Origin of the sequence: Formosa agariphila KMM 3901, assembly GCF_000723205.1 — a bacterium.
GTDB classification, from domain to species: Bacteria; Bacteroidota; Bacteroidia; order Flavobacteriales; family Flavobacteriaceae; genus Formosa; species Formosa agariphila.
Window position 1 is genome coordinate 336568 of sequence record NZ_HG315671.1, and the last position, 18847, is coordinate 355414.

General features: G+C 33.4%; 17 protein-coding genes and 3 tRNA genes. 14 read left to right on the plus strand and 6 right to left on the minus strand.

Annotated features, from left to right (window positions below):
• Positions 1–13: 13 nt before the first annotated feature.
• Positions 14–727 carry a pyridoxine 5'-phosphate synthase gene (locus BN863_RS01355; protein ID WP_038526545.1) on the minus strand — a complete coding sequence of 238 codons (714 nt, stop codon included), beginning with the start codon at positions 725–727 and terminating at the stop codon, positions 14–16.
• A 91-nt stretch (positions 728–818) separates the two neighbouring features.
• On the opposite strand from BN863_RS01355, the gene BN863_RS01360 reads away from it, so the two are divergent.
• The 8 genes from BN863_RS01360 to murI all read left to right on the plus strand — a co-directional run bounded on the left by BN863_RS01360 (position 819) and on the right by murI (position 9138).
• Positions 819–1478 carry a CBS domain-containing protein gene (locus BN863_RS01360; RefSeq protein ID WP_038526548.1) on the plus strand — a complete coding sequence of 220 codons (660 nt, stop codon included), beginning with the start codon at positions 819–821 and terminating at the stop codon, positions 1476–1478.
• Positions 1479–1480: 2 nt separating this feature from the next.
• Positions 1481–2365, plus strand: a complete 885-nt coding sequence (locus BN863_RS01365; RefSeq protein WP_038526551.1) for an NAD kinase — start codon at positions 1481–1483, stop codon at positions 2363–2365.
• A 99-nt stretch (positions 2366–2464) separates the two neighbouring features.
• The gene (gene porG, locus BN863_RS01370; protein WP_038526554.1) at positions 2465–3154 is read left to right on the plus strand and encodes a type IX secretion system protein PorG; all 690 of its coding nucleotides are present in this window, start codon (positions 2465–2467) and stop codon (positions 3152–3154) included.
• 59 nt (positions 3155–3213) lie between these two features.
• Positions 3214–3897, plus strand: coding sequence for an isoprenyl transferase (locus BN863_RS01375; RefSeq protein WP_051774425.1), 684 nt, complete (start codon positions 3214–3216; stop codon positions 3895–3897).
• Complete coding sequence (gene bamA / locus BN863_RS01380; RefSeq protein WP_084817443.1) at positions 3830–6502, plus strand: outer membrane protein assembly factor BamA; 2673 nt, start codon at positions 3830–3832, stop codon at positions 6500–6502. Before BN863_RS01375 ends, bamA begins: the two co-directional genes overlap by 68 nt.
• Before the next feature lie 169 nt (positions 6503–6671).
• Positions 6672–7751 carry an OmpH family outer membrane protein gene (locus tag BN863_RS01385; RefSeq protein ID WP_038532996.1) on the plus strand — a complete coding sequence of 360 codons (1080 nt, stop codon included), beginning with the start codon at positions 6672–6674 and terminating at the stop codon, positions 7749–7751.
• 31 nt (positions 7752–7782) lie between these two features.
• Positions 7783–8292 carry an OmpH family outer membrane protein gene (locus tag BN863_RS01390; protein WP_038526559.1) on the plus strand — a complete coding sequence of 170 codons (510 nt, stop codon included), beginning with the start codon at positions 7783–7785 and terminating at the stop codon, positions 8290–8292.
• 66 nt (positions 8293–8358) lie between these two features.
• Positions 8359–9138, plus strand: coding sequence for a glutamate racemase (murI, locus tag BN863_RS01395; protein WP_038526561.1), 780 nt, complete (start codon positions 8359–8361; stop codon positions 9136–9138).
• 25 nt (positions 9139–9163) lie between these two features.
• Here murI and BN863_RS01400 read toward each other — a convergent pair whose 3' ends face one another.
• On the minus strand, positions 9164–10696 hold the full coding sequence (locus tag BN863_RS01400; protein ID WP_038526564.1) for a GH3 auxin-responsive promoter family protein: 1533 nt from the start codon (positions 10694–10696) through the stop codon (positions 9164–9166).
• Positions 10697–10736: 40 nt separating this feature from the next.
• On the opposite strand from BN863_RS01400, the gene BN863_RS01405 reads away from it, so the two are divergent.
• Positions 10737–11531 carry a DUF2797 domain-containing protein gene (locus BN863_RS01405; RefSeq protein WP_038526567.1) on the plus strand — a complete coding sequence of 265 codons (795 nt, stop codon included), beginning with the start codon at positions 10737–10739 and terminating at the stop codon, positions 11529–11531.
• A 64-nt stretch (positions 11532–11595) separates the two neighbouring features.
• Here BN863_RS01405 and rpsU read toward each other — a convergent pair whose 3' ends face one another.
• The 3 genes from rpsU to BN863_RS01420 form a co-directional block, all read right to left on the minus strand.
• Positions 11596–11790 (minus strand): 30S ribosomal protein S21, encoded by a 195-nt coding sequence (gene rpsU, locus BN863_RS01410; protein ID WP_038526570.1) that lies wholly within the window; start codon positions 11788–11790, stop codon positions 11596–11598.
• Positions 11791–11828: 38 nt separating this feature from the next.
• Positions 11829–12692: a sigma-70 family RNA polymerase sigma factor gene (locus BN863_RS01415; RefSeq protein WP_038526573.1), complete on the minus strand. Its 864-nt coding sequence runs from the start codon at positions 12690–12692 to the stop codon at positions 11829–11831.
• Positions 12693–12833: 141 nt separating this feature from the next.
• Positions 12834–13538, minus strand: a complete 705-nt coding sequence (locus tag BN863_RS01420) for a queuosine precursor transporter (protein WP_038526576.1) — start codon at positions 13536–13538, stop codon at positions 12834–12836.
• 158 nt (positions 13539–13696) lie between these two features.
• Between BN863_RS01420 and folK the strand changes: the two genes are divergently transcribed.
• Positions 13697–14818, plus strand: a complete 1122-nt coding sequence (gene folK, locus BN863_RS01425) for a 2-amino-4-hydroxy-6-hydroxymethyldihydropteridine diphosphokinase (protein WP_038526579.1) — start codon at positions 13697–13699, stop codon at positions 14816–14818.
• On the opposite strand, the gene BN863_RS01430 is transcribed toward folK, so the two are convergent.
• The gene (locus tag BN863_RS01430; protein WP_038526582.1) at positions 14815–15351 is read right to left on the minus strand and encodes an RNA methyltransferase; all 537 of its coding nucleotides are present in this window, start codon (positions 15349–15351) and stop codon (positions 14815–14817) included. The two genes, folK and BN863_RS01430, sit on opposite strands and share 4 nt — an antisense overlap.
• A gap of 134 nt (positions 15352–15485) precedes the next feature.
• On the opposite strand from BN863_RS01430, the gene mutS reads away from it, so the two are divergent.
• The 4 genes from mutS (at position 15486) to BN863_RS01450 (ending at position 18586) form a co-directional block, all read left to right on the plus strand.
• The gene (mutS, locus tag BN863_RS01435) at positions 15486–18107 is read left to right on the plus strand and encodes a DNA mismatch repair protein MutS (RefSeq protein WP_038526585.1); all 2622 of its coding nucleotides are present in this window, start codon (positions 15486–15488) and stop codon (positions 18105–18107) included.
• Between the two features lie 131 nt (positions 18108–18238).
• Positions 18239–18310: transfer RNA gene (locus BN863_RS01440), tRNA-Gly, on the plus strand.
• A gap of 20 nt (positions 18311–18330) precedes the next feature.
• Positions 18331–18416: transfer RNA gene (locus BN863_RS01445), tRNA-Leu, on the plus strand.
• Positions 18417–18500: 84 nt separating this feature from the next.
• Positions 18501–18586, plus strand: a tRNA-Leu gene (locus tag BN863_RS01450).
• The last annotated feature ends 261 nt before the right edge of the window (positions 18587–18847 follow it).

Genomic DNA, 18847 nt, shown 5'->3' on the forward strand with positions numbered 1-18847 from the left:
TATTTTGAAACGTTTATTTCAGTTTATTTAAATACATGTTTATCACGTTTTCAATCCCCAAATACAAACTCTCGGAAACTAAAGCATGACCAATAGAAACTTCTAAAAGTCCAGGAATATTATCTTTAAAGAATTTAATGTTGTCTAAAGATAAATCATGACCTGCATTGACGCCTAAATCTAAGCGCTCTGCTAAAACAGCACATTCTGTATAAGGAACAATACTTGCAGAATTGCCTAAACCAAATTGATGAGCAAAAGCCTCTGTGTACAATTCAATACGGTCGGTTCCTGTTTCTTTCGCGCCTTCAATTTGTTCTAAAACAGGGTCTACAAAAATAGACGTACGAATGTTATTTCGTTTGCATTCAGTAATTATATCGCTTAAAAAATGTTTATGCTTTATGGTGTCCCAGCCTGCATTAGATGTAATGGCATCGTCCCCATCTGGAACCAAAGTAACTTGAGTAGGTTTTATTTCTAAAACCATGTCCATAAACTTTTTAATAGGGTTTCCTTCAATGTTATATTCGGTGTAGACTTCGGTCTTTAAGTCGAACGCATCTTGATAACGAATATGGCGTTCGTCTGGTCTAGGATGTATGGTTACACCTTCGGCTCCAAAGCGCTGAACATCTTTAGCAAATTGAACAACATTTGGCAAATCACCGCCTCGAGAATTTCTTAGCGTTGCTATTTTATTAATATTTACACTTAATTTTGTCATGAATCCTATTTTAATAAAGCAAAAATACAAAGTAGAACAAGCTTATTGTACTATTTTTTAATTAATTTGCACGCATATAAATTAGGATAAAATGAATCTTTCCGAATATATTATAAACGATATAAAACCGTTAAGTACGGCCGATAAAATTAGCGATATGCAATTGCTCTTTAATCAGCTTACATATACGCATATTCCTATTAAGAATATGGAGAACATGTATTTAGGGTGTCTTTCGGAAACGGATGTGTATTGTTTTGAAAGCGATAAGTTTATTAAAGATTATAGTTATGCTTCAGAAGGTTTTTTTGTGCGTGAAGAAGCTAATTGGTTAGATGTTTTAGAAACTTTTGCACAAAATTCTACCAATATTATGCCTGTTTTAAATGCTAAAAACGAGTATTTAGGCTATTATGAACTTAATGATATTATAACTTTATTTAACCAGACACCATTTTTTGCAGAAGACGGCGGTACTTTAGTTATAGAAAAAGGACTAGACGATTATTCATTTAGCGAAATTTCTCAAATTGTAGAATCTAACAAAGGAAAACTGCTTGGCGCTTTTATCTCTAAGATGGAAAACGAATTGGTGCAGTTTACTTTAAAAATAGGAAATGCAAGTTTAAATGATATTATTCAAACGTTTAGACGTTATAATTATAGTATTATTTCTGGGCATGAAGACGATAGTTATATTGAGAATCTTAAGGAACGATCAGATTATTTAAATAAATACCTAAACATGTGATTATGAAAATAGCCATTTTTGGACAATTTTATCATAAAAATTCTGATGTTCCTGTTGAGGTTCTACTCAGGCATTTACTTAAAAAGAATGCCGATATCCATATAGAACGTGACTTCTTTGATTTAATACATAGTGAAATTGAAGATGATCAGAAATATAATGTATTTAAAACGTTCGATACTTTAGATGCAACTTTCGACCTGTTAATTAGTATAGGAGGAGATGGAACTATTTTAAGAGCAGTTACTTTTGTAAAAGATTTAGGTATTCCTATTGTTGGAATTAATGCGGGGCGACTGGGCTTTTTAGCTACAATACCGAAGGAATATATAGAAAAAGCGATAGACGATATTTTAAATGGGAATTACAAAATTTCGGAACGTAGTTTACTTACTATAACGACTTCACCAGAGAACGAGAACATCAAAAAGATGAATTTCGCATTAAACGAAATTGCTGTGAGCAGAAAGGATACAACCTCAATGATTACGGTAGAAACCTATTTAAACGATGAATATTTAACGTCGTATTGGAGTGATGGTTTAATCATATCAACCCCGACAGGGTCTACAGGGTATTCGTTAAGTTGTGGTGGGCCAGTAATAACGCCAGATACTAATAGCTTGACTTTAACACCTATTGCGCCTCATAATTTAAATGCTAGACCTTTAGTGATTACAGATTCAACCGAGATTAAATTAAAGGTTAGCGGACGAGAAAATAATTATTTAGTATCCTTAGATTCTAGAATCGCAACCATAAATAATGATACTATATTAACAGTAAGAAAAGCAGATTTCACTATAAAAATGATAGAATTATTAGACGAAAGCTTCTTAAACACCCTTAGAAAAAAACTTTTATGGGGAGAAGATAAACGTAACTAAACAATAATACAGTGTAATTTAAGTTTTTAGACTAGTACAAATTAATTCAATTTGTTAAGCGCTTACCTAATTTGTTATATTTGCAAACTTTAAAACTTTATGAAGTACATAGTCATACTTGTTATAAATCTATTATTTATTCAAACCAGTTACTCACAAATCCATGAATTTGGAGTGTTTATTGGGGGTAGTAATACTATTGACGACTCTAATGGTCAGTCTTCTATTCTTAATCCCTCTAGATTTGCTTTTGGTGGACTTTATAAATGGAACAGAAGTCCTAGGCATTCATGGAGAGTGTCTGCAACAACAAATTATAAAATGCCTGATTTAGGTTCCGAAAATGTAAAAACAATTGCAGAAGCGTCGGTTGGATTAGAGTTTAATTTTTTTGAGTTCAATTTACATCAATCAGGATTTAAGCATACCCCTTATATCTATACAGGAGTTAGTGTTTTTGGTTTTAACATCGCCGACCCTAAGCTAGATGCTAGTGAAACAGCAATTTTACTTCCAGAAGATACCAAGATTGAAGTAGGATATGGAATACCAATAATTTTGGGATATAAAATAAGAATAAATTACACCTTTAATTTAGGTTTTGAAGTAGGTGCTCGCTATACATTTACAGATAATATAGATGAAAGCAATATTATTGTTAAAAAAGCGAGTGGGGACGTTTTTGAAGATCGCCGCTATGGAAACTTAAACAATAACGATTGGTATGTTTTTACTGGATTTACACTAACATATACATTTGGTAGAAAGCCATGTTATTGCATTAATTAAAATATATTTTGAAAGAGAATATTAATATAGAAAAATTACCCCAACACGTTGCCATAATTATGGATGGTAATGGTCGCTGGGCAAAACAAAAAGGATTTTTACGAGCAATTGGTCATGAAAACGGAACAAAATCGGTGAGGGAAACCGTTGAAGCATCTGCCGAATTAGGTGTTAAAAACCTAACGCTATATGCTTTTTCAACCGAAAATTGGAATCGGCCAAAACTAGAAGTCGACACTCTTATGAGACTTTTAGTAAGTTCTCTAAAAAAAGAAATTAAAACACTTCAAGACAATAATATTAAATTAAATGCCATAGGGAATTTAAGCTCCTTACCTAAAAAGGTATTTAAAGAGCTGCAGGAGGTTATTGTAAAAACTGAAAATAATACGAGAATGACCCTTACATTGGCTTTAAGCTATGGGTCTAGAGAAGAATTAATTTCTGCAGTTAAAGAAATAAGTGATAAAGTTAAAAATAATATAATTTCTTCTGAAAGTATTGACGAATCAGTTATAAATAAGCATCTTTACACGCGAAATTTACCAGACGTAGATTTGCTTATACGCACTAGCGGCGAACAACGCATAAGCAATTTCTTACTTTGGCAAATCGCCTATGCCGAATTATATTTTATAGATGTACTTTGGCCAGACTTTACTAAGCAACATTTGTATGATGCTATTATTGATTATCAAAAAAGAGAACGCCGTTTTGGAAAAACAAGTGAACAACTTAGCTAATTTTTTATCATTGAAAACATATTTACCCAACATTTTTATTTTACTTTTTTCATTAGCAACACTTGGTGTTAATGCTCAAATTGGAAAGCCAACAGGCGAAAAATACACCATCTCGGAAATTACTGTATCTGGAAGTTCTAGTTTTAGCGAACAGACAATTGTAACATATTCTGGTCTTAGAAAAGGCTCTGAAATTTTAATCCCAGGAGATGAAATTAGTGAAGCAATAAAGAAGCTTTGGAAATCAGGTCTATTTAGTGATATTGAAATTTACATTAAAGATGTACATGATGGTGTTGCCAGCTTAGAAATACATTTATACGATTTACCAGAACTAAGTGATTTAAAAATTACAGGTGTTAAAAAAGGAAAATTTGAAGAAATTATAGAAGAAAATAATCTTAATGAAGGTGTAAAAGTTACAGAAAACTTAATTACAACTACTAAAAATTATTTAGAATCTAAGTATAGAAAAGAAGGGTTTTACACGACCAAAGTTAACGTTAATGTTATACCAGTTAATGACACCTTAGATAAGCCATATGTAAATATGGTTGTCGCTATAGATAAGGGTGAAAAAGTGAAGATAAAAGACATTAATTTTATCGGAAATGAAGTATTATCTGATCGCACTTTACTTGGTAGTATGAAAAATACCAAAGAGAAAATGTTTGTGCGTGTTTGGAAACGTTCAAAATTTATTGAAGACGATTACAAAACAGATTTAGTTAGTGTAATAGACACGTATAAAGAAAATGGATACAGAGATGCTCGAATTGTATCAGACAGTATTTTTGTAAATAACGATAAAACCATCTCAATAAATATTAATGTTGAAGAGGGTGAGCAATACACTTTTGGTGAAATAGATTTCATTGGAAACACGGTGTATACAGACCAATATTTAAATGCTATTTTACGCGTTCGTAAAGGAGATACGTATAACGGTGTTTTATTAGAAAAAGGTATTGCCGACGAAACAAGACCAGATGGTCAAGATATTACAAACTTATACCAGAATAACGGATATTTGTTCTCTACAATCAACTCGGTAGAAACCAATGCAGATGGAAGGGTTATCGATATGGAAATTAGAATTTCTGAAGGTAAGCCTGTTCATTTTAATGAGGTATCTGTAGTAGGTAACGACAAGACAAACGACCATGTTATTTATCGTGAATTACGTACCAGACCAGGAGAATTATATAGTAAAGAAAATGTAGTGCGTACTGTACGTGAATTAAGTCAGTTAGGATTTTTCGATGCAGAGCAATTAACACCTAATTTTAATAACCCGAATCCAAACGAAGGTACTATCGATATGGAATACGAGGTTGTCGAAACGGGGTCTAGTCAAATTGAGCTACAAGGTGGTTACGGTGGAGGTGGTTTCATTGGAACATTAGGACTTTCTTTTAATAACTTCTCATTAAGAAATCTGTTTAATTTAGAATCTTATAAACCTTTACCAATGGGTGATGGTCAAAAGTTGTCTTTACGTTTACAAGCCAGTCAGTTTTATAGAACGTATAGTTTCTCTTTTTCAGAACCTTGGATGGGTGGTAAAAAACCAGTCCAATTTTCAACTTCAATATCTTACTCTAATCAATTTTTATACGACTCCAGTACAGGTGAAGCCGATACAGATAGACGATTTAATATATTAGGTGTTACTGTAGGGTTAGCTAAACGTTTAAGTGTGCCAGATGACTTTTTTACATTGTCTCAAGCAGTTAGTTTTCAACACTACAACCTTAAAAATTATAGTACAGGATTATTTACATTCGCAGACGGATATTCTAACAGTTTAGCTTATACCATTGGTTTAACAAGAAACAATACTTGGAACGATCCTGTATTCCCATTAGGAGGATCTAACTTTAGCGTGAGTGCAAAATTATCTTTACCATACTCATTATGGAATGGCGTAGATTACGAAGCTTTAGAAATAGAGCGTAGCGAAGAAGAAGCTATTTATAACGATCCAGATGCTTCTGCAGCTGCTCAAAATTCTGCTTACACGCGTATGGGAGAAATTGATCAGGAACGTTTTAACTGGTTAGAATTCTATAAAGTTAAATTTAAAGGAGAGTGGTATACAAGTATCATTGGTAAATTGGTTTTAAAACCAACTATCGAGTTAGGATACTTAGGCGCATATAACCAAGCTAGAGGTGTAATTCCTTTCGAACGTTTCTACTTAGGAGGAGATGGTTTAGGAAGTTATAGTTTAGATGGTAGAGAAGCAATTGCATTACGTGGTTATCCAAACCAATCTATTCAACCTGTAGATACTAATGGTAATACTACAGATGATGGTGCTGCTATTTATAATAAATTCTCTTTAGAATTACGTTACCCTATTACATTAGCTGCATCTGCTAAAATATATGCACTAACCTTTGTAGAAGGAGGTGCTGCATTTAATACATTTAGAGATTATAATCCATTCCAATTAAAACGTTCTGCGGGAGTTGGTTTACGTGTATTTATGCCAGCCTTCGGTTTATTAGGTATTGACTTCGGTTACGGATTTGATCCACTTCCAGGTCAAACAGAACCTAACGGTTGGGAGACACACTTTATTATTGGACAACAATTTTAATTTGGCATGATATTTTCTATAAGACTTTTCGTATTTACTTCATGATTTAAAACTTATAAGGTTAAAATTTGTTAATTTTGGAAACTTTATTTCAGGAAGTGACAGAATATTTTGATTCATCTGTCGTTTGTAAAGTTTAGTAGTTAATAATTTTATTAAAATGAAACAGATGAAAATATACGTTCTTTTTTTAATGACTGTAATTGGTTTGCTAAGTCTTGACTCGCATGCACAGCGAGGAGTAAGAATTGGTTATATTGATACAGAATATATTTTAGAACATATTCCTGAATATCAAGAAGCAACTGTTCAATTAAACGATAAGGTTGAGCGTTGGAAAGCAGACATCGATTTAAAACTAAAAGATGTTGCTCAAAAACGAAAAGATTTAAGTAACGAAAAAGTACTTTTAACAAGCGAACTTTACGAAGAGCGCAAAGAAGATATCGATTTTGAAGAAAAAGAAATATTAGATCATCAACAGAAACGTTTTGGTCCTAATGGCGATTTAATGCTTCAGAAGAAACAATTAATTCAACCTATTCAAGATCAAATATTTTCAGCAGTACAAGATATCGCAGCAGGGAAGCAATACGATTTTATATTCGATAAATCAGCAGATTTAGTGATGTTGTATTCTGCAGAACGCTATGATATTAGTGAATTGGTGTTACGAACTATAAATAGAACATCTAAACGTCAACAAGCTCAAACTAAAGCAGAACGTAGAGCCGCAGCAGATGAAGATTTAGTACCAGAATACAATCCAGAATTAGAAGCTAGAGAAAAAGCTCAAGCAGATAAAATTTTAGAACGTGAAGCACTTGAAGCACAACGCCGACAAGAAATTTTAGATGAAAGAGCTGCTAATAAGCAAGCCGCACTAGATCGAAGACAAAAAATTCTTGATGATCGGGAGGCTGCTAAACAAGAAAAATTAGAAGCTCGTAATAAAGGTATAGAAAATTCAGAAAATATTGATACATTAGCGCCTTCTGAAGAAAAGGTAGAAAACAGTAATGCGACAGCACCTACTGAATATGATTTAGATACAAATTCAAAATCAGATGATACACCTAAAACTAAAGAAGAACTTGATGAAGAGCGTAAACAACAAAAAATTAGAGATCGCGAAGCTAGAGAACAGGAATTAGAAGAACGAAAGCAAAGAATTTTAGAAGAGCGTGAAAAAGCTAGACAAGAACGTGAAGCTCTAGAAAATAGCTCTAGTAATACAGATAATAATTAACAACAATTAAACACAAATTAATACTTTAAAAATGAAACAAATTAAAACACTTTTAATAGCAACAGCTTTATTTATTGGCGCATCATCTTTTGTACAAGCACAAAGTAAAGTTGCTCATATTAATACACAAGAATTAGTTTCTTCAATGCCAGAAATGAAAACAGCTCAAGCTCAAATGGAGAAATTAGGGAAAACCTATGAAGCTGATATTAAAAATATGGCAACAGAACTTGACACAAAAGTAAAGCAATACGATGCTGAGTCTTCTACAAAAACTCAAGAAGAGAATGCTAAACGTGTTCAAGAGGTACAAACTATGGAACAAAACATCCGTCAGTACCAACAACAAGCTCAAAAAGATATGCAACAAAAAGAGATTGATTTATTAAAACCAATCACTGAAAAAGCTAAAGCTTCAATCTTAAAAGTAGCAAAAGCTCAAGGTTTCGACTATGTATTAGATTCTTCTCAAGGTGGAGGTGTAATCATGGCCGATGGTAAAAACTTATTAGCAGACGTAAAGAAAGATTTAGGATTTTAATTCTAATACGTTAAGAATATATAAAAAAGCCGCTTTTCTAAAGCGGCTTTTTTTATTTTTGAGATTATGAGTACACAACCTATAGGCATATTCGATTCAGGTATTGGGGGCACTTCTGTCTTTAAAGAAATTGAAGCACTTCTCCCTTTCGAAAATACCATCTATTTGGCAGATAGTGCAAATGCACCCTATGGAAATAAATCGGCGGAAGAGATTCTGAATTTAAGTATTAAAAATACAGAGTTGCTAATTAGTCGTAATTGTAAGCTTATTGTTGTTGCTTGTAATACAGCAACTACTAATGCAATTAAGACACTTAGAACGTCTTATAATGTGCCATTTATAGGTATAGAGCCAGCTATTAAACCTGCTTCTTTAAATAGTAAAACAAAGGCTGTAGGTATTTTGGCAACAAAGGGCACATTAACGAGTCAGTTATTTCATGAAACGACTAATGTCTATAAAAAAGATGTTCATGTTATTGAACAAATAGGAGATGGTATAGTGCCTTTAATAGAAGCGGGAAAAGCGACTAGCTCAGAAATGAAAGATTTACTAAAAGTCTATTTAAAGCCTATGATAGATGCTAATATAGATTATTTGGTTTTAGGCTGTACACATTATCCTTACCTCATGCCGTTACTATTAGAGCTATTACCTCATAATGTAAAAATAATTGATTCTGGTGAAGCTGTAGCACGACAAACTAAAGCTGTACTAGAACAGCAACACTTGCTAAACACACACACAACTAAAGCTACGCATCAATTTTATACCAATGCGACTGTAGAAATAATTCAAACACTATTGAACGAAAAATATCCTGTCGATTATTTAAAGTTCTAAAGTCAGTATATCCTGAAAATAATGTTTAAACTGTAGCCGTTTCTTTTCCGTTTAAGAGTAATAATTCTTCTATATATTCTCTAGAGTTAGAAAGTCTAGGAATTTTATGTTGTCCACCTAATTTGTTATGTAGTTTAAGCCAATCGTAGAAGAGGTTTTGTTTGGCAATATGTATGGTTGGTTTGTTGAGTGTTAAGTTATTATAGCGCTTAGCTTCATAGTCAGAATTTAATGCTTTTAATGCATTATCAAAAAGCTCTATAAAGTAATTTAAGTCTTCTGGAGCCTTTTTAAATTCTATAATCCATTCGTGTGCTCCTTTTTCTTTGCCTACCATAAAAATAGGTGCTGCAGTGTAATCTACAATTTCGGATTTGGTACGTTTACATACTTTTTTAAGCGCATCCTCGGCATTTTCAATAATTAATTCTTCACCAAACACATTTAAATGATGCTTTGTTCTCCCAGAAACCTTAATTCGGTATGGAGAAAGCGATGTAAATCTTACCGTATCTCCAATCTTATATCTCCATAAACCTGCATTAGTGGTAATAACAATGGCGTAATTTTTTTTGAGTTCGACTTCATTAAGCGGTATAATTTTTTGATCTATCGTACCATAGGTATCCATAGGGATAAACTCGTAAAAGATACCGTAATCTAACATCAACAGTAATTCTTTAGTATCGTTTTGATCCTGAATAGCAAAGAACCCTTCAGATGCATTGTATGTCTCGTAATATTTGAAATTAGGATCTGGCAGTATCTTTTTATATTGATCAGCATAAGGTGTAAAACTTACGCCGCCATGAAAATACACTTCTAAATTGGGCCAAACCTCGTGTAAATTGCCTTTCCCAGTCGTTTCTAAAACATTGTTTAATAGTACTAACATCCAAGAGGGAACGCCTGCAAAGCTTGTTACGTTTTCTAATATAGTTTCATCTACTATGGCTTGCATCTTGGTTTCCCAATCGCTCATTAAAGACACCTTGTTACTTGGTGTACTACTAAATTCAGCCCAAAATGGCATATTATCAATTAATATAGCCGATAAGTCACCGTATATTGTTCCGTTCTCTTTGTATAATTCTTTACTTCCGCCTAAGCGAAGACCTTTACCTGTAAAGAGTTGAGAATTTTCGTTATTATTTAAATACATACAAAGCATATCTTTTCCTGCAGCGTAATGGCAATCTTCTAAAGATTCATTACTTACAGGAATAAACTTACTCTTAGCATTAGTTGTACCGCTAGATTTTGCAAACCATTTAATATGCGATGGCCAAAAAATGTTTTGTTCGCCAACTCGAGCCCGTTCAATTACATCTTGATAATCTTCGTATGTAGAAATAGGTACACGTTCTGCGAATGTTTTATAATTTTTTATGGTGCGAAATTCATGCTGTTTGCCAATTTTAGTATCTCGCGCTGTGTAAATTAAGTTTAATAGTAATTCTTGCTGTACCTCATTAGGATATTTTAAAAATAGTTCAATTTGATGGAATCGCTTTTTTAGAAACCAAGAGGCAATTGAGTTTACTATAGTAATTGGCATATTTACATTATATTTATGAACTAAAAATAATACTTTTTTTATGACTTACGAGGGTGTTCTAACAAAAATGGAAACCGAATATGCTAAGCCTATTCAATATTATTTAGTTTTCGATTCAGACTTTTTAAATATGAATCAGTTACTAAATAAAACATTAAATATTAATTTTATAAAATATCAATGTTTGAATTGTGGATTAGATAAAAAAATCTACAGACAGGGCTATTGTAAGAGTTGCTTTTTCGAAATTCCTCAGGCTGCCGATTGGATAATGAAACCCGAATTAAGTAAAGCGCATTTAGATGTTGAAGATCGTGATTTGGCTTTTGAAAAGAAAGTGCAATTACAACCTCATATTGTGTATCTAGCAAATTCAAGTAGTGTAAAAGTAGGAGTTACTAGAAAAGGGCAAGTGCCAACCCGTTGGATTGATCAAGGGGCACATGAAGCCATAGAGATAGTTGAGGTTCCTAATCGGTATTTGGCAGGAATTACTGAAGTTGCATTAAAAGATTATGTTTCCGATAAAACCAATTGGCGGACCATGCTTAAAAATGAAGTAGAGGATGAAAATTTAGTTGCATGGAGAGATAAATTAAAGACTTATATTCCTGAAGAAGCAAAACCTTATTTTATTGATTCTAATACAGAAACAGAAATTGAGTTTCCGGTTTTACAATATCCTAAAAAGCCTAAATCTTTAAATATTGAAAAAATGCAACACTACACTGGAGTGTTAAAAGGAATAAAAGGGCAGTACCTTATTTTTGAAGATGAAACAGTGTGCAATATACGTGGAAATGAAGGTATGTATGTATCTATAGAAATTTCTTAAAACAAAAAAAACACGCTTTAGATATACATCTTAAGCGTGTTTTTAGGTCTGTATAAAGTCGACATTAAATATCTTCCTGATCTCTCAAGTTTTGGATATAAGCCGCTTTTTGGTTTTCTCTTCTTCTCTTAACTGAAGGTTTTGTGAAAAACTGATTTTCTCTTAAGTTTTGCATCACCTTTACGTTTCTGTGTTTTCTTTTGTAACGTTTAAGAGCGCGATCGATTTGCTCGCCTTCTTTTACTATAATTTTAAGCATTAATTCTGGTTTTAATAATTATTATAAGTTTCTTAGGATTATCCTAAATATGTTTTTAATATTTTGTTTTTAGAACTATGGCGTAAACGTCTAATTCCTTTTTCTTTAATTTGTCTTACACGCTCACGGGTTAAATCGAATGTTTCTCCAATTTCGTCTAAACTCATTGGTGCTTCATTACTTAATCCAAAGAACAAACGTAACACATCACTTTCTCTTGGAGATAGTGTGTCTAAGGCTCTGTTAATTTCTAAGTTTAACGACTCGTACATTAAGTTGTTGTCAGGGTTTGGTGACTCACCAGACTTTACAACATCGTATAAACTAGATGTTTCTCCTTCTTTTAATGGTGCATCCATTGATAAATGACGACCAGAATTTTTAAGAGACTGTTTAACTTCGCTCACTGTCATGTCTAACTCGTTTGCAATTTCGTCTGCACTTGGCGGGCGTTCATGCGATTGCTCTAGAAATGAAAAGGCTTTATTAATCTTGTTAATAGAACCAATTTTATTTAATGGCAATCTTACAATTCTAGACTGTTCTGCTAAAGCTTGTAAAATAGCTTGACGAATCCACCAAACGGCGTAAGAGATAAACTTAAACCCACGTGTTTCATCGAAACGCTTTGCTGCTTTTACCAAACCTGCATTACCTTCGTTAATTAAATCGGGTAACGTTAAACCTTGATTTTGGTATTGTTTTGCAACTGAAACTACAAATCGTAAATTAGATGTTGTTAATTTATCTAAAGCTACTTGGTCTCCTTCTCGTATACGTTGCGCTAATTCAACCTCTTCTTCGGCTGTAATTAATGGCATTTTACTTATATCTTGTAAGTACTTGTCTAACGATTTAGATTCCCTGTTCGTTACTTGCTTTGTAATCTTTAATTGCCTCATGTATCTGTTTTAGTTTTGTGCGTATCTATCAATGTAACCGAATTTTTAACAAATCCTAATAAAACATGACTTAATTCATTAAAAATGAAGAAATAAGCATATTTCACATAAATACACCTCCCGTAAAGCAAATTTCATGCCTTAAAAAAGTTGGATTTCGTCGTTTACCTTTAGATTGAAACGTTTTCTAAATAGATAAACGCCTAAATATAAAAACGGAGTATCAAATAAAGCCATTAAGACTTTAAATAAAAATCCGCTGATTAATAACCCGGCAAATTTAGTCCATTCTAGTTTACCAAAAAAACAAAGTAGCAACAAAACGGTAAAAGTGTCGATAAATTGTGATAAAAAAGTGGAAAAATTGTTGCGTAACCACAAATGTTTCCCTTTTGTAAGTTTTTTCCAGTAGTGATAAATCTGAATATCGATAAATTGTGCAAATAAATAAGCCATCATACTTGCCAAAACAGCAATTATGGTACTTCCAAAAACACTCGTAAATTTGTCATCGTTTACCGGCGACCAAGATGTTGCGGGAACAGCATCGGAAGCATAAATAATGAACATTGAAAAGACAGAGGCAAAAATCCCAGTAATTACAACCTGGTTGGCGGCCTTTTTACCATAAATCTCACTGATTAAATCGGTGATTAAAAACGTAATAGGGTAAGGAAGAATTCCAACAGAGATTTCAAATAAACTGGCGCCAAAAATAGTGATGTTAAACGGGTACCAATAAAAGAATTTCTGGAAGATTAGATTCGAAACAACTAAAGAGGTCATGAATAAAGCACCCAATAACAGGTAGATACGATGTGCTAGAAAAAGGTCCTTTTTATTCATGTGTCTAAGTTTCAAAAACAAACCTACATATTTAATTTCGAAATCACATTTTCATAATTAAAAGACTCTAATTTTATGTTGAATTTTTATCTGTCTTTAAATAGCGAAATTCAAGTTTAAGTAAATTACTTTTCTTTAATTTGTCCATATTTTAGTTCATGGCAAAATACGTTTACATATCTATAGGAAGCAATAAAGGAGACAAGTTTCAGAATTTACAATCGGCTGTAAATCGCATGTTCGACCGTGTGGGTACAGTAGAAAATATTTCGAAAGTATATACATCGCCTGCTTTTGGTTTTGAAAGTGACCCTTTTTTAAATGCGTGTTTAATTGTTAAAACCGAGCTTGAATCCGACGAGGTCATGCAGTCCTTATTAGATATTGAAACAGAATTAGGTCGTACACGAACAGAAGGTGCGAGTTACGAAGCTCGTATAATTGATTTGGATGTTATCTTTATTGAAGATGAAATTATAAATACCGAATTACTAAACGTTCCGCATCCAGAAATGCAAAAACGCAAATTTGTACTATTACCTTTCAACGATATTGCCTCGAAATTTGAACATCCTATTTTAAAGCAATCGGTGAATTCGTTATTAGAGGTTTGTGAAGATACAAGCGTATTAACTCCAATACCTCAGAAGTTAGTAAATCCGATTACACGTTTTAATTTTTCTCATCAAAATTTTATTGCTATTGAAGGAAATATTGGTGCAGGGAAAACAAGTTTGGCAACTAAAATGTCTGAAGATTTTAATGCCAAGTTGGTTTTAGAGCGTTTTGCCGACAATCCATTTTTACCAAAATTTTACGAAGATGCACCACGATATGCGTTTCCTTTAGAAATGTCTTTTTTGGCAGACCGTTATCAGCAAATTTCAGACGATTTATCTCAGTTAGATTTATTCAAAGACTTTATTGTAAGCGATTACGATGTGTTTAAATCTTTAATTTTCTCAAGAATTACTCTGCAAGAAGACGAGTTTAAACTCTACAGAAAGTTGTTCTATATTATGTATAAAGAAATCGCGAAACCGGATTTGTACATTTATTTATATCAAAATACAGAGCGTCTTCAGCAAAATATTAAAAAACGTGGTCGCGATTACGAGCAACACATTCAAGACGATTATCTTAATAAAATCAATCTAGGTTACCTTGAGTTCTTAAAGAATCAAACGGAATTAAAAGTCAAAATTATCGATATTTCCGATATGGATTTTGTAGCCAATCGCGCCGATTATTTGGCTGTTTTAGAACAAATTAATGCTTAATTAAGAGCCTTCATTTTACTGAATACATCCCAAATTAAAACACCTGCACTTACCGAAATGTTTAAAGAATGCTTGGTCCCGAATTGCGGAATTTCAATCACCATATCGCTTTTAGAAACAACATCTTGAGCCACACCTTTTACTTCGTTTCCAAAGACTAAGGCGTAAGTAGTGTCTGCTTCTGGAGTAAAGGTATCAAGCATGGTGGCGTTTTCGGCTTGTTCAATACTTAAAACTTTTACATGTTCAGCTTGTAATTTTTCAACCACATCTAATGTGTGTTCAGCATATTCCCAAGCTACAGTTTCTGTACTTCCTAAAGCTGTTTTGTGTATGTCTTTATGTGGTGGCGTTGCGGTAATGCCACAGAGGTAAATTTTTTCAATCAAAAACGCATCACTCGTTCTAAATACAGAACCAATATTATTTAAACTTCTAATGTTGTCTAAGACTATAATAAGCGGTGTTTTTTTAGTGCCTTTAAAATCTTCAACACTTAATCTATCTAACTCGCTATTTTTTAATTTACGCATATTATTAAATTTCTGTATTCTTTAATTCTATTGATTTTCTGAATAGGGTTGAACATATTTTCAAAAAAATCAAATTATGGTTACATTGCAACGGTATTTAAAATGCAAAAATAACACTAAAAAACGTCTTACCCTTGGCAAAAAAAACGAAAAAAGAAACGCCGTTAATGAAACAGTATAATGCGATTAAAGCAAAGTATCCAGATGCTTTGTTGCTATTTCGTGTAGGCGATTTTTATGAAACCTTTGGTTCAGACGCGGTTAAGACTGCGGGAATTTTAGATATTACGCTTACCAAACGTGGTGCAGGAAGCGAAAGTGAGATAGAATTGGCTGGATTTCCGCATCATTCTATAAACACCTATTTACCAAAATTGGTTAAAGCTGGCGAACGTGTTGCAATTTGCGACCAGTTAGAAGACCCAAAGCAAACTAAAACCATTGTAAAACGTGGCGTTACAGAATTAATTACGCCAGGTGTATCGCTTAACGATGAGGTGTTGAAATCGAAATCGAATAACTTTTTGTGTGCGGTACATTTTGGAAAAACGCATATCGGAATTTCATTTTTAGACATTTCTACGGGGGAGTTTCTAACCTCGCAAGGAAATGAAGAATACATCGATAAGTTACTTCAGAATTTTAATCCGAGTGAAATATTAGTATCTAAGCAAAAACGTAATCTGTTTAAAAGTGCTTTTGGAGACGATTATCATGTGTTTCATTTAGAAGATTGGGTATATCAAACTGATTATACCAATGAAACCTTATTGAAACATTTCAACACAAAAACATTAAAAGGATTTGGTGTTGAAAATTTAGAAGAAGGGATTATTGCTTCGGGTTCTGTGTTGCATTATTTAGGCGAAACACAGCACAATAAATTAGAACATATTACCTCTATTTCGCGTATTGCAGAAGATGATTATGTTTGGATGGACCGTTTTACCATGCGTAATTTAGAGTTGTATAATTCTACCAATAACAATGCGATTACCTTACTACATATTATAGATAAAACCATTTCGCCAATGGGCGGACGTTTACTAAAACGATGGTTAGCACTGCCGTTAAAAGATGCTGAGAAAGTTAAACAACGTCATGAGGTAGTCGATTTCTTAACTAAAGAACAAGACACACATCAAAAAACGCGTCAGCATATAAAACACATAGGCGATTTAGAACGTTTAATTTCAAAAGTGGCTACTGCAAAAGTGAGTCCGCGTGAGGTTATTCAGCTTAAAAATTCACTAGAAGCCATTGTACCGATAAAAGCATTAGCGTCTCAATCGAGTAACGATGCCTTGAAAATTATAGGTGATAAAATACAAAGTTGCGATGTGTTACGTGAGAAAATTAAGCAGACTTTAAATGAAGAAGCACCGGTTAATGTCTTAAAAGGACATACGATTGCTGAAGGATTTTCGGCCGAGTTAGACGAGCTTCGTGGCTTATCAACCTCAGGGAAAAATTATTTAGATGCTATGTTGGAGCGTGAATGCGAGCGCACGGGGATAACATCTTTAAAAATTGCGTCTAACAACGTCTTTGGTTATTATATAGAAGTTAGAAACACACATAAAGATAAAGTTCCGGAAGAGTGGATTAGAAAACAAACCTTGGTTAGTGCGGAGCGTTACATTACTGAAGAATTAAAAGAATACGAAGCCAAAATTTTAGGAGCAGAAGAACGTATTTTAGCTATTGAACAAAAACTGTTTGCCGATTTAGTATCGTGGATGAGTCAGTATATTAAACCTGTTCAGCAAAATGCATTTTTAATTGGGCAATTAGATTGTTTGTGCGGATTTGCACAATTGGCAACCGATAATAATTATGTGTATCCAGTTTTAGATGACACATTCGATTTAGAAATTGTTGAAGGGCGTCACCCCGTAATTGAAAAGCAATTACCAATAGGCGAACCTTATATAGCTAACGATGTATTTTTAGACCGCTCGTCTCAGCAAATTATCATGATTACTGGGCCAAACATGTCGGGTAAATCGGCAATTTTACGTCAGACGGCACTTATTGTATTACTTGCTCAAATCGGGAGTTTTGTGCCTGCTAAATCTGCTAGAATTGGTATAGTCGATAAGATATTTACTAGAGTAGGTGCGAGCGATAATATTTCGATGGGTGAATCGACATTTATGGTCGAGATGAATGAAACGGCTTCTATTCTAAATAATATGTCGGAACGTAGTTTGGTTTTGCTAGACGAAATCGGACGAGGAACCAGTACTTACGATGGGATTTCTATTGCTTGGGCGATTAGCGAATATTTACACGAGCATCCTGCAAAAGCAAAAACACTGTTTGCCACGCATTATCACGAACTAAACGAAATGACCGAAACGTTCCCTAGAATCAAGAACTTTAACGTCTCGGTAAAAGAATTAAAAGACAATGTCTTATTTTTACGTAAATTGGTAGAAGGTGGTAGCGAGCACAGTTTTGGTATACATGTGGCTAAAATGGCTGGAATGCCACAACAAGTATTGCATCGAGCAAATACGATTTTAAAGAAGTTAGAGAAATCGCATTCTAGCGAAGAACTTACAGATAAGGTAAAAACCTTGTCGGACGATTTACAGTTAAGTTTCTTTAATCTAGACGATCCACTTTTAGAAAATATTAAAGAGGAAATTATAAATACAGATATCGATACGTTAACGCCGGTTGAAGCATTAATGAAGCTGAATGAAATAAAACGTATGCTGATTAAACCCAGTAAAACGGTAAAAAGTTAAATTATTTGATATTGATTTTCAGTAGCTTAAAAATTATTTTAAATTATTTTTCAAAAAAGCTTTGAGATACCAAGAAAAGTCCTAAATTTGCATCCGCAATAGCAATGTTGCTACGTTCATTAAAACACTACGCGAAAGTAGCTCAGGGGTAGAGCATCACCTTGCCAAGGTGAGGGTCGCGGGTTCAAATCCCGTCTTTCGCTCTGAGAATATATACCAAGATGCTGAAGTGGTGGAATTGGTAGACACGTTGGACTTAAAATCCAATGGGTAGTAATGCCCGTGCGGGTTCAAGTCCCGCCTTCAGTACTAAAGCCTTTATCGCAAGATAGAGGCTTTTTTATTATGACTTGTAGTTCTTTTAATACACTGTATTATAAAATTTTATACCATGCTGAAATGGTGGAATTGGTAGACACGTTGGACTTAAAATCCAATGGGTAGTAATGCCCGTGCGGGTTCAAGTCCCGCTTTCAGTACTAAAGCCTTTATCGAAAGATAGAGGCTTTTTTGTTTTTATACTTCTTATAACATCCAATTGTTTTGTTCTTCCGAATTTGTTTCAGAATTAGCATTACACTATACGTTCTGCTTAAAAATAAAGTTTCTGTATTGTAAGAATTATAGAGTGCACATTTATTAAAATTAAATGAAGTATATAAATCATGAAGTTCTTTCTGTCTATGCGTTCTAAAAGATAGGTTTGGATTCTAGGTAGCCTTATAATTATTTCGAGATAT

Excerpts from the sequence above, each read along its gene's own strand:
- porG (WP_038526554.1), top strand. The coding sequence starts at position 2,465 with ATGAAGTACATAGTCATACTTGTTATAAATCTATTATTTATTCAAACC.
- BN863_RS01355 (WP_038526545.1), bottom strand. The coding sequence starts at position 727 with ATGACAAAATTAAGTGTAAATATTAATAAAATAGCAACGCTAAGAAAT.
- BN863_RS01405 (WP_038526567.1), top strand. The coding sequence starts at position 10,737 with ATGACTTACGAGGGTGTTCTAACAAAAATGGAAACCGAATATGCTAAG.
- BN863_RS01420 (WP_038526576.1), bottom strand. The coding sequence starts at position 13,538 with ATGAATAAAAAGGACCTTTTTCTAGCACATCGTATCTACCTGTTATTG.
- rpsU (WP_038526570.1), bottom strand. The coding sequence starts at position 11,790 with ATGCTTAAAATTATAGTAAAAGAAGGCGAGCAAATCGATCGCGCTCTT.
- BN863_RS01365 (WP_038526551.1), top strand. The coding sequence starts at position 1,481 with ATGAAAATAGCCATTTTTGGACAATTTTATCATAAAAATTCTGATGTT.
- BN863_RS01390 (WP_038526559.1), top strand. The coding sequence starts at position 7,783 with ATGAAACAAATTAAAACACTTTTAATAGCAACAGCTTTATTTATTGGC.
- BN863_RS01415 (WP_038526573.1), bottom strand. The coding sequence starts at position 12,692 with ATGAGGCAATTAAAGATTACAAAGCAAGTAACGAACAGGGAATCTAAA.
- murI (WP_038526561.1), top strand. The coding sequence starts at position 8,359 with ATGAGTACACAACCTATAGGCATATTCGATTCAGGTATTGGGGGCACT.
- folK (WP_038526579.1), top strand. The coding sequence starts at position 13,697 with ATGGCAAAATACGTTTACATATCTATAGGAAGCAATAAAGGAGACAAG.
- BN863_RS01385 (WP_038532996.1), top strand. The coding sequence starts at position 6,672 with ATGAAAATATACGTTCTTTTTTTAATGACTGTAATTGGTTTGCTAAGT.
- BN863_RS01360 (WP_038526548.1), top strand. The coding sequence starts at position 819 with ATGAATCTTTCCGAATATATTATAAACGATATAAAACCGTTAAGTACG.
- bamA (WP_084817443.1), top strand. The coding sequence starts at position 3,830 with ATGATGCTATTATTGATTATCAAAAAAGAGAACGCCGTTTTGGAAAAA.
- BN863_RS01400 (WP_038526564.1), bottom strand. The coding sequence starts at position 10,696 with ATGCCAATTACTATAGTAAACTCAATTGCCTCTTGGTTTCTAAAAAAG.
- BN863_RS01375 (WP_051774425.1), top strand. The coding sequence starts at position 3,214 with ATGGATGGTAATGGTCGCTGGGCAAAACAAAAAGGATTTTTACGAGCA.
- BN863_RS01430 (WP_038526582.1), bottom strand. The coding sequence starts at position 15,351 with ATGCGTAAATTAAAAAATAGCGAGTTAGATAGATTAAGTGTTGAAGAT.